The following is a 15,306-nucleotide window of genomic DNA, read 5'->3' as shown; positions in this document are numbered from 1 at the left end:
TGGTCATTACACTCGTTAACCGCTATCTTCAAACCACACCGCTAAAGGGAGTTAACGACGCATGCCCCATTTTTCACGCAGACAGTTACTGCAGGCTGCCGCCATCGGATCGGCATTTTCACTGTTACCCGCCTCGATTCGCAAAGCGCTGGCCATACCGGCCAATAATCGCACCGGCACCATAAAGGATGTCGAGCATGTGGTGATCCTGATGCAGGAAAACCGCTCCTTCGACCACTACTTCGGCACCCTGCCCGGCGTGCGCGGCTTTAGCGATCGCATCACCATTCCCCTGCCGGAAGGCCGCCACGTCTGGCAACAGCAGGGCACCGAGCGGCTGGTGTTGCCTTACCATCTGGACAGCAAGCGCGGCAACGCCCAGCGCGTCGATGGCACGCCGCATTCCTGGGTGGATGAGCAGTCGGCCTGGGACCATGGCCGGATGAATGCCTGGCCCACTTATAAAACGCCGACCTCGATGGGCTATTACCGCCGCCACGAGCTGCCGTTCCAGTTTGCCCTGGCGGAAACCTTCACCCTGTGCGACGCCTATCATTGCTCAATCCACGCCGGCACCAACACCAACCGCCTGTTCCACTGGACCGGCACCAACGGCCCGTCGGCGGCCAACGTCGCCGTGGTGGTCAATGAGTGGGACAGCCCTGGCCCGGTTGACGTCGGCTACGACTGGAAAACCTATCCAGAGCGGCTGGAGGAGAGCGGCGTCAGCTGGAAGGTTTACCAATTCCTGCCGGATAACTTCACCGATAACCCGCTGGCGGGCTTTCGCCAGTACCGCGCCGCCAGCGTTAAGGTGGGCAACCCGGCGCAACCGCCGCAAGACTTTACCGCCTTTGTGCCCTACCGCGACGAGCTGAACGACAGCGCGCCGTTGTACAAAGGCAACGGCAATACCCTGCCGGCCGCCGACGGCAACGATCTGGATGCTATGCTGGCCGGTTTTCGCACCGACGTGCAGCAGGGCAAGCTGCCGCAGGTGAGCTGGATAATCGCCCCGGCGGCCTACTCGGAGCACCCCGGGCCTTCCAGCCCGGTGCAGGGTGGCTGGTTTACCCAGGAGATCCTGAACGCGCTGACCGACAACCCCGAGGTGTGGAGCAAAACCGTGTTGCTGGTGAATTACGACGAAAACGACGGTTTCTTCGATCACATGCCTTCCCCTTCGGCGCCTTCGCTGCGGGAAGACGGCAGCTTCGCCGGCAAATCTACGGTGCCGTTCGAAACAGAGATATTCCAGCATGTCGCCCCGCCCGGCTCGCAGGAGCAACCGCCGCCGGACGGCCGCATTTATGGCCCCGGGCCACGCGTGCCGATGCTGATCCTGTCGCCCTGGAGCCGCGGCGGCTGGGTCAATTCGCAGGTATTCGACCACACCTCGGTGCTGCAATTTCTGGAAAAACGTTTTCAGGTACATGAACCTAACATCAGCGCCTGGCGCCGCGCGGTGTGCGGCGATCTCACCTCGGCATTCAACTTTGTCGATCCCAACGGGGAAACCTTGCCCAAGCTGCCGGCCACCACCCGCCACAACGCCGACCGCCTGCGCATGCGCCAGGAACAACTGCCGCAGGTGCCGTTGCCGCCGCCTGGCAGCCAGCAGTTACCGCATCAGCAGCGACTGGCGCGCCCTTCCCGGGCGCTGCCTTACCAGTTGCATGTCGAAGCCAGCGCCGACCCCGAACAAAAGCGGCTGACGCTCAACCTGTTGAATACCGGCGAGCAGGGCGCGGTGTTTCACGTTTACGACCAGCAGCATCTGGACCAGGTCCCGCGTCGTTACACCGTCGAAGCCGGCAAGGCGATCAGCGATGACTGGCAAACGGCAGACAAGTACCACCTCTGGCTGTTGGGGCCTAACGGTTTCCACCGCGAGCTGCGCGGCACCTTGCAACAGCCACAACCGGAAGTGCGTTTGGTTCCACATGACGGCAGCCTGGAACTGGCGCTCAATAACCCCGGCGACCAGGCAGTAACCGTCACTGTCGCCCGCTGTCCTTATACGCAAAGCGGCCCGTGGCGCATTGAACTGCCGCCGGGCGAAAATCATCGGCAGACCTTCGATACCCTGTCCAGCGGCGGCTGGTACGATCTGGTGTTAGAGAGTGCGCACGGCTGGCGGCGCCGGTTGGCAGGCCGACTGGAAAACGGCCGGGATAGCGTCAGCGATCCGCTGATGGGCAAAGCCTGAGATATTTGTGGCGGGCGGTTTATCGAAAAATGGGGCAAAGGTTGTCGGCCCCCGCAATGGGAGGCCGACAGCGTTCAACTTATCAGAAACGATAGCCAACGCCGATATTGAAGCCGTTGATCGAGAGGTTCCTGCCGTCAGCATCCAGTTTGGAACCTTCGTAGCCGACATCAATCGCCAGATTCTCGATGGGGTTAACCTGGAAACCGACGCCGTACATCAAGGAGGTTTTCTTCTGATTACCGCTCTCTTCGCCCATATACTCATAAGTATTGTAGGCGTAGTTATGCCAGGATGACGTGTAGTCGACCTTATTATAATTCAAACCCAACAGGCCATAGACGCTGATATATTGGTTAATACGGTACGCCGGGCCAACCGACAAGGAGTAATATTTGACTTCCGCATGGTTATCGAACCTGTCGCGATATACGTAGTAAGACTCGCTCTTATCGCCGCTCATATAGGTAAATGAGCTGATAACGCTGATCGGTGAATCCCATTCGTAACGGTACTTGAGGTTAACCCCGTTGATATTTTTGAAGTCCTGCACCTTGCTTTGCGCATAACCGGCGCTAAGGGTACTCTGCCCCGCATGGGCCGCAGCGCTGAGGCCCAGAGTGGAAATAACCATGCTGGCGATAACTAACTTCTTCATCGAATCATCCTTAATAGTAAGTAGAGCAAATACAGTGCCAACTCATATGAACCCATGAGTTATTTATGACATGAATATTTTATTGGAATTTATAAAACCAACCACTAATAAACAAGAATAAATAATAACTGACATGAGATAAAAATAAATCAGTCGAACTCGTAAGTTGCGAACCAGCACGCATTAATAGCCATTTCTACCGCCCAGTAACCCGCCCTTGTAATGGCACTCTTTATCTTCCTTCCCCCAAGAACTTGTCGCATGGTTACCCGCTTTCAAATCAATAATGCTTACACTCGTATTGACTGGATAAATATCATAATCATGACCAACCTAAGAAACGAAGCTGGAGAAGCGGGTGGCGATAGTTTGATTGTATTGCGATCTAAACGTCTCTTCTTTATAGGCAATGCTGACATGTTGATTCGTTTTAATTTTGTACTCAATCGCATCCATGCCCTACATTTCAGGCGACGGCGTAGGTAATTTCTCCCTCTGATCCTGGCGGAATCTGTACCCGTATAATCTTCCATAGATTTTGTTAAGCTCACTGAACAGCCTGAGACAGCGCCGACGGAGAGGGTAACAGCCAGTATTTTTATCAATCGCTTTACAAGCATAATTAATCTCTATATTTAAACTAAAAATGTATTTTAAGTTGGGCTGAATAAAATCACCATTCAAAAAACGGCATTCAGCCCGATTAAAAATTAACACAACACCTTAATCATTATACCTTTTTGTCTTTACGCGACCGATACCAATCTAAAAGCTTAAATAAAATAGCCGCCAACGATATTGCACTTCCTCCGACAAAGCCGAAAAACACAGCTCTTAAGACCTGATCAAAAGGAAATTTAAACTCCCCACTAGTGAAAAACGACACCGTTGAAATAACCGCACCAATTAATAGCAAGAAGGCAATGCAAAATACCCAACTATAGATAAATAGCTTGATGTATTTAATAAGCGATTCCATCATTTTTTACTCCCCTTTTCATCAACAGGCTTTGAAATATCCTTTATAAAGCCGCTAGTAAACTCGGACGACATACCGCCGATGAAATCATACACATACCCTGGAACCTTATCGTCCCCAAGGATCTTAGTAACGCCTACAGGCGCATACTTACCAAATCCGCCCCCGACAAGCGCACCGCCTGCAGCAGCACCAACCGACACAGGATCAGCTCCATCAGTAAAGAGAGTGCCTCCCATTGCAATACCGATATTTGCTGGGATATTTCTTCCTGGAGCCAAACCTCCCGTTACTGCCGCCGCTGTAGTACCCCAATAATCATAAGTTTTGTTTTCATTTCCCGGTTGATTCATGTCGTACCATTGATATGCTGCATTCGCTCCGCCGCTCAATATAGAGCTGACCGCTACCTTACCTATGGATGCCGCAGGCCCCAGATAAATAGCTCCCGCTATCAGCACACCATCTTTATAGCCATTAACAATCACTTTAGTGATATTCGCACCTTCAGGTAAATCTCCTTTCGCATACTTATTCAACGCAGAACTGATTTCTGCCGAGCTTTTACCCTCTTTCACCATTTGTTCTGCCAAAGTAGAGGCGCCCTGACCGTAGCTCATCATCCCTGGCGGCAAGCTAAACTGGTCATTGTTCTCGGAGGTATTCTTACCCGATTGCCCGCCAGCCACCGCTCCCGCCGTATCACCGCTCGCCAAACCGCCGGCCAAACCACCTGCAAGCGTAGCCAATGCAGAAACCGTCTGGCGCTGCTCTTCACTCATTTTGCTGAAGTCGCTGGTGCCGAACATCGCCTCGGCAATCGCTTTGGTACCCAATGCCGCAGTCGCAGCACCCGCTGCTCCTGCCGCTGCCGACTTGCCTTGCAACTCTGCCAGCGCGCCAGCCACCACCGCATGCGCAATGACACGGCTTTCCTCATTCGGGGCCAGAAGGTGTATTTGTTCCGCCAGATACGGCGCGGCTCCACCGGCAATCGCCGCTTTCAGGTCGCCACCGGCCAGCCCTTGCACCGCAGCGACCGCCGCCTGCATACCCTGCTGTACCTTACCGCCCGTGCCATAACCCGATTCGCTAAACGCCTGGTTATACGCCGCCTGGTAAATCTGCGCGTTGATATCATCCTCGGTGATGACCTTGCCCGGTTTCTCTTTCGCCAGTTTAGCCGCCGCGGCCTGGCGATCGGCATCCGTGACGTTATTCATCTTCTCTTTCGCGGCCTTGGTCGCGGCGATCGAACCCTCGGTCCGCGCAATGTCCATCGCCTGATTGCCGATCTCGCCGATCAGCTGCGCCTGTTGCAGCCGTTTCTGCTCTTTCTCCTTGTCGAAGATCGGGCTTAACGTCTGGTTGGCGTGCTCGACGTCGCGGCTCAGAACGCTGAGGTTCTGCGTCTGTTTGTCCTGATCGCGGATGACGAGGGCGCCGTCGCTCACCGCAGCAAAGGTGGTGGAGCTGTCGTGCCTGCTGTTGTTAGTTAAAATATGTATTCAATAAAAACATCTTAAGCATCCTTCTCAAGATGATATGCTCTTCCTTGTGTCATTACGTCTATTTATTTCTTAAGATTCCGGAGGCTCATCAGAGGATGATTTTTTATTGGCGTTATGCTCATCTATCTTAGCAAAAATCCATGAACCAACACCGGCAGCAACGCCGACAATACCACTAACAACCAGAGAGTCTTTCAAAGATTGCTGAGTAAAACGCAACTCACCAAACTTTAATAAACTAATCCCCCCTTTCACTAGTAAAATAAATACAAAAAAACACAAAAAGCAATAAATTACGCCAATAAATAATGTCTTTACTTTCACCTTGGTTTTATTTTCCATTTTTATCACCATCCCCATTTATCGTTTTTTTCAACTCATTGCTAATAACTTCACCACCCATGGTGCCGAAGATATCGCTAACCATACCGGCTGATGGCCCTAATACAGGTTTAAGCACCGTCGGAGCATAAGTTCCGATGGCACCACCGAACGCAGAGCCAGCAGCACTGCCCGATAAAGCGCCAGGATCAACCCCATCAGTAAAGATCGTTCCACCAATTGCAATACCGATATTGGCTGGGATACCTCTTCCCGGAGCCAAACCCCCCGTTACTGCCGCCGCTGTAGTGCCCCAATAATCATAAGTTTTGTTTTCATTTCCCGGTTGATTCATGTCGTACCATTGATATGCTGCATTCGCTCCGCCGCTCAATATAGAGCTGACCGCTACCTTACCTATGGATGCCGCAGGCCCCAGATAAATAGCTCCCGCTATCAGCACACCATCTTTATAGCCATTAACAATCACTTTAGTGATATTCGCACCTTCAGGTAAATCTCCTTTCGCATACTTATTCAACGCAGAACTGATTTCTGCCGAGCTTTTACCCTCTTTCACCATTTGTTCTGCCAAAGTAGAGGCGCCCTGACCGTAGCTCATCATCCCTGGCGGCAAGCTAAACTGGTCATTGTTCTCGGAGGTATTCTTACCCGATTGCCCGCCAGCCACCGCTCCCGCCGTATCACCGCTCGCCAAACCGCCGGCCAAACCACCTGCAAGCGTAGCCAATGCAGAAACCGTCTGGCGCTGCTCTTCACTCATTTTGCTGAAGTCGCTGGTGCCGAACATCGCCTCGGCAATCGCTTTGGTACCCAATGCCGCAGTCGCAGCACCCGCTGCTCCTGCCGCTGCCGACTTGCCTTGCAACTCTGCCAGCGCGCCAGCCACCACCGCATGCGCAATGACACGGCTTTCCTCATTCGGGGCCAGAAGGTGTATTTGTTCCGCCAGATACGGCGCGGCTCCACCGGCAATCGCCGCTTTCAGGTCGCCACCGGCCAGCCCTTGCACCGCAGCGACCGCCGCCTGCATACCCTGCTGCACCTTACCGCCCGTGCCATAACCCGATTCGCTAAACGCCTGGTTATACGCCGCCTGGTAAATCTGCGCGTTGATATCATCCTCGGTGATGACCTTGCCCGGTTTCCCTTTCGCCAGTTTAGCCGCCGCGGCCTGGCGATCGGCATCCGTGACGTTATTCATCTTCTCTTTCGCGGCCTTGGTCGCGGCGATCGACCCCTCGGTCCGCGCAATGTCCATCGCCTGATTGCCGATCTCGCCGATCAGCTGCGCCTGTTGCAGCCGTTTCTGCTCTTTCTCCTTGTCGAAGATCGGGCTTAACGTCTGGTTGGCGTGCTCGACGTCGCGGCTCAGATCGCTGAGGTTCTGCGTCTGTTTGTCCTGATCGCGAATAACAATGGCGCCGTCGCTCACCGCAGCAAAGGTGGTGGAGCTGTCGTGCCCGCTGTTGTTGGCCCCCACCAGCAGGCCATTGGCCATATTGCCGGCGAACTGGCTGCCGATGCTGCCGCCGGAGCTGATGCCCACGCTCTGGTGCTCTACCTCGAAGTCCGCCTGATTGTGGATGTCCTTAAAGCCCAGCGTGCCGGTGTCGAGTTTGTTTTTATCCGCCGTGGCGGTACTGCCTATCACCGCGCCGTTAAGCTGGGTGTGTTCGCCCACCGTCACGTCAAAACCGCCCCTACCGGCAAAGATGCCCGTCTGCTCCTGCACGCTGTCGTAGTTGCTGTGCATTTTGTCTTTGCTCAGGCTGATGCTGCCCGAGCCGGTCATGGAGCCAAAGGTGAAGCTGCCGCCCGCGCTGGCGTTTTGCTGTTTGGAATCGTAACGGTCGCTGTCCTGCTGGCTCTCCAGCAGCAGGTTGCGGCCCACGTCGGCTTTGACCGATTCGCCGGTGACCTGCGCGCCGATCAGATTGGTGTCGCGCCCGCTGGTCATGTTGACCCGGTTACCGGCATTGACCGTGGTTTCGCTATAGCTGGTGCCGTTGCCTTTCTCGTTGCCCTTGCCTTTGTTGACGCTGGCCGAAATGCTCAGCCCGATGCCACCGGAGCCGACGCCGATGCCCACGCCCAGCGTGCCGCCCTGGCTCTCGTTCTTGCCGTCCAGATACTGGGTGTTTTTGGCGGAAAGCAGGTTCACGTCGCGGTTGGCGTTCAGGGTGACGTCTTTGCCCGCCTGCAACTGGCTGCCCTGCACCAGAATGTCGCCGTCCTGGCCCTTCACGCCGTTGCCGCCGGCGGTGATGCTCAGGTTGTTGCCCGCCGTCAGGCTGCTGCCCTGGGCGGTGCTCTGCCCGCTGTTCTGGGTAGAGGTGGAAGACTGGGTGCCGTAGGAAATGCTGATCCCCACCATGTTGTTATTGGCCGGGTCGGCGCCCTGTGCCTGCGCCAAGCGCGCCGCCTGTACCGCCTGCACGCCGCTCAGCGCCGCTTTGGTGCCCTGCAAGGCCGCCAGGCGGCTGTCGTCGGTGGATTTTGCCTGCTGCGAGGTTTCCACGGCGGTGTTCAGCGCGCTGCCGACGGTGCCGGAAAGCGCCAGCGTCAGCCCGGATTTTTTCTGCTCGACCTTGTGGGTCTGGCTGTTTTCATCCTGCGCCTGCGTTACCGACACATTCTTGCCGCTCAGCGCCATGTCCTTGCCGGCCACCAGCTCGGAGCCGGTCACCGCCAGATTGTTGCCCGCACCCAGCGTGACGTTGCCGTTCACGCTGCCGACGGTGCTGCCCTGGTTGGTCACCCCCTGCGCGGTGTCGGTGGTTTTCAGGCTTTCGGTGCCGTAGCTGATGCCGATGCCGCCGCTGCTCATCAGGCCGGATTTTTTCTCCTGCTTTAGGTGTAGCTCACTGTTGCGCTCGGTGGCGCCGGTGACGGTCAGATCATGGCCCGCCAGCAGCTTCACGTCCTGGGTACCGGCCACGCTGCTGCCCTGCACGCGCAGATCGTTGCCCGCCAGCACCTTGATGCTGTCGCCGCTCAGGGTGCTGCTCTGCAGGGTCTGGCGATCCAGGGTGTCGCGGGTGGTGGTGGTGGTTTTCGACATCAGGCCGTTGCCGCCGGTCACCTTGTGGCGCTCGTCCAGATCCTGGGTGTTTTCGCCGTTGAGGATGTTGACGTCATGGCCGGCATTCAGGTTCAGCGCATCGCCGGCGGAAATCGTCGCCGCATGAGCAGTGATATCGTTGCCCGCATTGAGGGTCACAGCACCTTTACCGACCACTTCGCTGCCCACCTGCTGACTGTTGCCCTGTTTCAGGCTGTTGTCGCCGTTCCAGATCAGGTTGTCGCGGCTGGCGGTGGTCACTGCGTTCAGGTTGAGATCGCGCCCGGCGCTCAGCAGCGTTTGGCCGTTCTCACCGCTGTTGACCACCTGCGCCGCATCCAGTTTGATGTCGCGCCCGGCCTGCAGCATCAGTTTGCCGTCGGCGCCCTGCACGTACATGCCCGCCACACTGTCGATGTTGGTGCGCTCGAAGCTGTTGGCGCCGTTCACGCTTTGCGCCGAACGGGTGGTGCTGATGGCATTGATGTCGCGCCCGGCGCTGGCCAGCAGCGAGTTGTTGCCCTGGATCACGCCGCCGATATTGTTGATATCGGTGCGGGCGGTCAGGCCAACGTCGGCCCCCTGAATGCTGCCCGCCATATTGGTGATGTTGGCGGCGCTCAGTTTCACCACTTCGCGCCCGGCGATATGGCCGCTGTTAAACAGGCCGTCGCCGAGGTTGAGGTTAACGTTGCGCCCGGCGATCAGCGCGCCGGAGCCGTCCAGATCGCCCGGTTGCATGCGGGCATACACCTGTGGCACCAGTACATTTTGCTGGCTGCCGTCCGGCAGCGTGACTTTGGCGTTCACCAGCCAGACAATGTCTTTGGTCAACAGCCCCATTTGTTCCGGCGTCAGCGCCACGCCGACCTTGAGGTTATATTGCCGGCTGAAGGCCAGCCCCTGATCCATCAGCGCCTTGAACTGCTCTTCGTCGTTGTTGTACCCGTCCAGATAACGCTGGCCGGTCAGGTTGATCACCTGTTCACGGATCAGCCGCTGCTCGTAGTAGCCATCCCCCAGACGTTTCAGCACGTTGTCCTGATTGTTGGTGGCTTTCTCGATCATGTAATCCGAGCCCAGCCAGGATTTTTGGTTGGTGAAGCGCGGATCGGTTTCCACCAGATACTGGCCGCCCGGCGCCGGATTGGTCTTGAACAGACTGTTGTCCGGCAGACGGGTATCCGGCCCGACGATGCGTACCACGTTGTCCGCCGCGTCACCCTGCTGGGCATTTACTTTGTTGGCCACTTCAAACTGCTGGCCCGGTTGCAGGGATGCCGTCTGAATTACCGGCAGTTCGCCACCGCCGATAGTCTGCATCCTGGCGGAAATATCGCTGCCGGTGACGACCGCGTTCACCCCGCCGGCCTGGCCGATGGTAGCGTCTGTACCTTGTGGCGTCAGCGGTGCAATGGCGACCGGATTGCCCGCCACTTGCCCGTGGTCGATCAGTTGGCTCGGTTTCAGCGCGATAGTCTGGATGCTGGTCGGCGGCGTGTAGGCCGTGGTGTTATGCCCCTGTTTGTCTGAGCCTTTTTTCTTGATGCGATAGTAGCTGGTCACTTCACCGACGTCGCTGGTCAGCCGCTGGCCCGCCACCGCCACGTTATCCACGCTACCGGCGTTAATCGCCAATGTGCCGCCGGCCACTACCTGGCTCTTGTCGTTCAGCAAATGCCCTGCGTTGATCGCCATATCGCCACCGGCGATGATTTTGGCCGGGTCGCTTTCCTTAATCTGGGTTTCCTGCACCGTCCGGTTATAGTCGTACTGATTAAATCTGTCGTTGCCGTGCCCGGTTTTGCCTGGGGTGTTCAGGTTCAGCAGCGAGTCTGACGAATTGCGGTCAACGAAGACGCCTTGTTCCCCCGCCTTCCAGCGCACCGGATCGCCGGACTGCTGATACTCGGTGACTTTTTCGTTGGAAACGGTGACCAACTCGGTGCTGAAACGATCGTTGATGTTGTTGATCAGCGCAGCGGACAGCGCCATGTTGCCCGCAGATTCAATGGTCGAACTGTGGTTATTGAGGATGCCTGCCTGGCCGCTTGCCAGGTGGCCGGCGTCAAGCTGGCCGCCAATCACCATATCGCCACCGCTGTAAATCAGCCCGTGATCGTCGTTGTTCAACGTTTGGGTGCCGATATCTACCCGTTCGCGCCCGGCCAGCGTAGCGGCGGTGCCGTTTTCCGCCAGATTGTTGAAGGTCGCGGTCTGCACACCGATGGCGTCGCCATAAATACGGCCGGTGCCGATGTTGTTCAGCGTGTTGGCCATCAGCAGGGTGTGCTTGCCGTCGATCAGGCCGTAGTTGGTCAGGGTGCCGTTCACCGTCAGCCAATCCTGCCCGGCGTTGATCTCGCCGCTGGCGGCGTTAAACAGGTTATTGGCATGCAGATCGAGCTTGGCACCCGCCAGCAGTTTGCCACTGTTGGTGACGTCGCCCGGCGTGGTGAAGTTGAAATTGCCGTTGGCGATCATCTCGCCGCTGTTATTGATGCCCTGCGCGCTGATCAGATTAATATCGCCCAGCGACAACAGCTGCCCGTCACCGCCGACCGCGTTGGCGTTAATCTCCAGCAGCTTGCCGGATTTAACAGTACCGCCGGTGTTCAGCAGATTGAGCGCCGTGCCATTCAATTGCAGGTTGTCGGCCGCAGCCAGCTGGCCGCCGCTGTTATCCAGGGCGCCATCGTTGGTGATGGCCAACTGCCGGTCAGCCAAAATGCTGCCGCCACGGTTACTCAGCGTGCCGCTGTTCAGCGTCACCGTCTGGCCTTCCAGCCCTTTATTTTCCGCCAGCGTGGCGTCGTTGGTGAACTGCAGCGCGTTGAGCGTCACGGTAGCGCCGCTGCGGATCAACCCCAGGGTGTTATCGATAATCCCCTGCGCGCTGCCCAGCAACAGATTGCCGACCGCCTGAATCTGCCCGTTGCGGTTATCCAGCCCGGTGTTGTTCAACGTTACCGCCTGCTCGCCGATAATCCGCCCGCCGTTGCCGTTGTCCAGTTTGAGCGCCGCCAGCATGAAATCGCCCTTGGCCCCCAGCGTACCGCCCCGGTTATTGACGTCGCCGCCGTTGAGTTGCAGCTGGCCCAGGCTGTGGAGAGTACCGTTTTGGTTATCCAGCAACTGGCCACGGGTATCCAGCCGCATGTCGCCGCCGGCCTGCACCAGCCCGCTCTGATTGTTCAGGCCGCCCGCGCCGGTGGTGGTGAGCGTCAACGCCTGCTGCGCCACCAGCTTGCCGCCGCCGTTCAGCAGCGCTTCGGCGTCAAGCTGCAAGTCTTTACCGGAAATCACCAGGCCCTGACCGTTATCGAACACACCGGTAGACAGGTTCATCGCGCCCTGGCTGGTGATGCCGCCTTTCTCGCCGCTGTTGGCGTTGGTCAGCCGATCGACCGCCAGATCCAGACGATCGCCGCTTTGGATCAACCCGCCGTCGTTGTTATTGAGGTTATTGCCGTGCAGCTCCAGCGCCGTTTGGGCCGCCAGCTGGCCGCCCCGGTTTTCCAGCATGTCGAAGTTGATCTTCGCCGCATCGGCGCTGACCAGCGTCCCCTGATTATTCAGCAGAGACCCGCTGTTCAGCAGCAGTTGTTTGCCTGCGCCGATCACTCCAAGATTGCTGTTATCCAGCCGTTCTTTGGCGTTCAGCGCCATGTCCTGGCCGGATTTTATCGCCCCGCCCTGGTTATTGATCACCGCGGCGGTCACCGACAGCTGTTTTTCGGAAGCCAGCGTGCCGTGGCGGTTATCCAGTCGGCTGCCCCGCAGTTGCAGGTCGCCCGAGCTGGCGATAAAACCGCTTTGGTTATCCACCTCGCCGCCGGCGATGTTCAGTTTGCCCAGGCTGCTGATGCCGCCATTTTTGCCGCTGTCGCGGTTGGTCAATGCCTGGCCGTGGGTATCGATAGTCGCGTCGCCGCCGGCCTGCAACAGGCCGCCGTCGTTGGTCAATGCCAGGCTGTCGATGTTCAACCGCTGCTTGCCGACCAGCGTGCCTTGGGTGTTATCCAGTCGACCGGTGAACAGTTCGGTGGCACCGCCCCCCACCAGCATGCCCTGAGTGTTGTCCAGCGCGCCGCTGTGGATCGACAGCGCCCCCTGGCTGAGAATGCCGCCGGTTTCGCCGCTCAGGCGGTTGCTCAACGCCGCGCCCTGAGTATCGAGGCTCATGTCACCGGCGGATTGCAGCAGGCCGCCGTCATTGGTCAACGCCCCGCCGTTCAGGCGCAGATCGCCCGCAGCGGCGATAGCGCCCTGTTGGTTGTTCAACGCGCCGTTGCCCAGCGCCAGAGAAATGGCGCCGCCAACCACTTGGCCGCCCTGGTTTTCCAGCCCGGTACCACTCAGTTGTAGCCCCTGTTTGGCTTCGATACGGCCGCTGCGGTTATCCAGCGCCTGACGGGTCGCCACCTCGCTGTTGCCGGTAGCGGCGGAAACCAGGCCCTTGCGGTTATCCAGTTTATCCGCCTGTAACCGCGTATGGGCGCTCGCGACCAGTTGGCCCTGCTGGTTGTCGAGGGTGCCGCCAATCTGCGCATTCAGGCTGCCGTCCTGCGCGGCGATCACTTTGCCGTTTTGGTTGTTCAGCTGTGCGGCGTTCAGGGTCACATTGCCGTTGGCCGCCAGTTGGCCGCCCTGATTGTCGATACCCTTACGGATGCTGAGGCGCATGTCGCCGTTGCCGCTCTGCACCCATTGGCCGTTGCGGTTGGACAGGCTGCCGGCATCCATCGCGATCTGCTGCGCCGACGTAGTGCCGCCATCCAGCACGTAATCGCCGCCCTGCATAGAGAGCTGCCCGTTGGACAACAGTTTGCCGCTATCCCCTTGCAGCCGGTCGGTATTCACCGCAAGCCGGCCCTTGCCGGCATGGATAATCTGCCCGCTCTGGTTGTCGATCGCCCCGGCATTCAGCGTCAGGTTGTTGCCGTTGCTGGCGATGCGGCCGCCGCCGTTATCCAGTTTGCCCTGCTGATTCAATGCCAGATCCTCTTCGCCAAGCTGGGCGATCTCGCCCTTGCGGTTAGAGAGAGCCTGGGCATTCAGCGCCAGCTTGTTCGCCGTCAGCTTGCCGCCGTCGTTGTTCAGTCGTTTGCCGGTGTCGGCAACCAGTTGCTGCGCCGCTTCAACCTGGGCGTTGGCCGTGGTTAAGTCGCTCTGCCCGGCGTTCAGCGTTACATTGGTGCCGGCGGTGCGGCTGCCGCTGATGTCTATGCCTTGCCCGCTGGCACGCAGGTTACCCGCCGCCAGGTTCTGGCCCTGCGCGGTCAGTTTGCCGCTGGCGGTCAATGCCAGTTCGCCGTTACCGCCCAGTTTGCCGTCCTGCTGCACGCCTGCCGCCAGGGTGCTGCCTTTGCTGCTGTTCAGGCTGGCGGCCTGAACCTGCACATTGTTGCGCGCAGCGATAGAACCGCTGTTTTGCACTTCACCCTCGCTGGTGATGCCTGTATTGCCCGCAGCGAACAGTGAACCGCTGTTGCCGACGCCCCCTTTCGCGGCAAGCGCCATATCGCCGCCGCTGCTGATGGCGCCGCTGTTTTCGATGCGGCCGTCGGCGGTTACCACCACGCTGCCGGCCTGCGTGCCGATATTACCGGCGTTGCGCACCCCGACGCCGGTTTCGGTGCCGATCATGCGGATCTTGCCGGCGTACATGCCGCCCAGTTTGGCCACGTCCACCGCCAGCTGCGGGCGGGTGGCCGGATCGTCGCCCTGCTTTTCGATCTGCTGATGCGCCGCATCCACCTTGTTGCGCCCGGTGGTGACTTTCAAATCGTTGGCCCACAGCCCGGCGTTGATCTTCGTCGAACGGGCAATGATCTCGGTATAATCCTGACGCGAACTGTCCATGCCGGCGCCTTCCACCACCACTTCGCCTCGCTCGACGTTAAAACCGGTCAGATTCCCGTTGTTCATCTGCGCCTGGCCGGTGGTCAGCGTGGCGCGGTTGGCGTTGATAAAGCCGCAGCCATTACAGGTAATGCCGGACGGGTTGGCGATCACCACCTGCGCGCGCTGGCCGGCGACCTCGATATACCCGTTCAGACGGCTGGGATCGCGGGAGTTGACCTCGTTGAGGATCACCTTGGCTTCGCCTTTTGCCAGCCACGGGTTGCCATCGACCCAACCGCCCTGCTGGGTCTGGGTCATTTTGTGCGAGTTGTTGAGGATCGCGCCCTTTTTGTCGACGTCGAACTGGCTGTAGGTATTGCGGGAAACCCCACCGGCGCTCGGGGTCTGGATATTGACCTGCGGCGTACCGTTGGCGCTGTTGACGATGGTCGGCTGCTGGCCGCCCGGCGCATTGCGGTCGGCGACAATGGCCGCCTGCACCGGCTGTATCGCACCCAGCGCCAATAGCAGGCTGAAGCTGACGGCGCTCATCTTGCCGATGCACTGGCTCAGGGTATGGCCCAGACCAGGCGACCGTGCGGAGCCGGCACGGCCGGAGCGGGCGATATCCGCCACCACCATCAGCATGCCACGCGCTTTGTTGAAAACGATACGGTACAGGTTCTTGTTCATGGC

The 15,306-nt window shown here is 58.4% G+C and carries 6 protein-coding genes; 1 reads left to right on the top strand and 5 read right to left on the bottom strand.

The window, feature by feature from the left end; all coding sequences use genetic code 11:
• Window positions 1–61 precede the first annotated feature (61 nt).
• Window positions 62–2,209 carry a phosphocholine-specific phospholipase C gene (locus QZQ97_RS19255; protein ID WP_311994753.1) on the top strand — a complete coding sequence of 716 codons (2,148 nt, stop codon included), beginning with the start codon at window positions 62–64 and terminating at the stop codon, window positions 2,207–2,209.
• A gap of 82 nt (window positions 2,210–2,291) precedes the next feature.
• On the opposite strand, the gene QZQ97_RS19250 is transcribed toward QZQ97_RS19255, so the two are convergent.
• The 5 genes from QZQ97_RS19250 to QZQ97_RS19230 form a co-directional block, all read right to left on the bottom strand.
• Window positions 2,292–2,867: an Ail/Lom family outer membrane beta-barrel protein gene (locus QZQ97_RS19250; RefSeq protein WP_311994752.1), complete on the bottom strand. Its 576-nt coding sequence runs from the start codon at window positions 2,865–2,867 to the stop codon at window positions 2,292–2,294.
• Window positions 2,868–3,597: 730 nt separating this feature from the next.
• Window positions 3,598–3,849 carry a hypothetical protein gene (locus QZQ97_RS19245; protein WP_311994751.1) on the bottom strand — a complete coding sequence of 84 codons (252 nt, stop codon included), beginning with the start codon at window positions 3,847–3,849 and terminating at the stop codon, window positions 3,598–3,600.
• Window positions 3,846–5,300 carry a VENN motif pre-toxin domain-containing protein gene (locus QZQ97_RS19240; RefSeq protein WP_311994750.1) on the bottom strand — a complete coding sequence of 485 codons (1,455 nt, stop codon included), beginning with the start codon at window positions 5,298–5,300 and terminating at the stop codon, window positions 3,846–3,848. Before QZQ97_RS19240 ends, QZQ97_RS19245 begins: the two co-directional genes overlap by 4 nt.
• A gap of 126 nt (window positions 5,301–5,426) precedes the next feature.
• Window positions 5,427–5,699, bottom strand: coding sequence for a hypothetical protein (locus QZQ97_RS19235; protein WP_311994749.1), 273 nt, complete (start codon window positions 5,697–5,699; stop codon window positions 5,427–5,429).
• Window positions 5,689–15,303 (bottom strand): hemagglutinin repeat-containing protein, encoded by a 9,615-nt coding sequence (locus QZQ97_RS19230; protein WP_311994748.1) that lies wholly within the window; start codon window positions 15,301–15,303, stop codon window positions 5,689–5,691. Before QZQ97_RS19230 ends, QZQ97_RS19235 begins: the two co-directional genes overlap by 11 nt.
• Window positions 15,304–15,306: the final 3 nt, after the last annotated feature.

It is taken from the genome of Serratia sp. root2 (genome assembly GCF_031931805.1).
GTDB lineage: Bacteria > Pseudomonadota > Gammaproteobacteria > Enterobacterales > Enterobacteriaceae > Serratia > Serratia inhibens.
The sequence above is the reverse complement of the archived record's forward strand: the minus strand, read 5'-3'. Positions and strand labels throughout refer to the sequence as shown.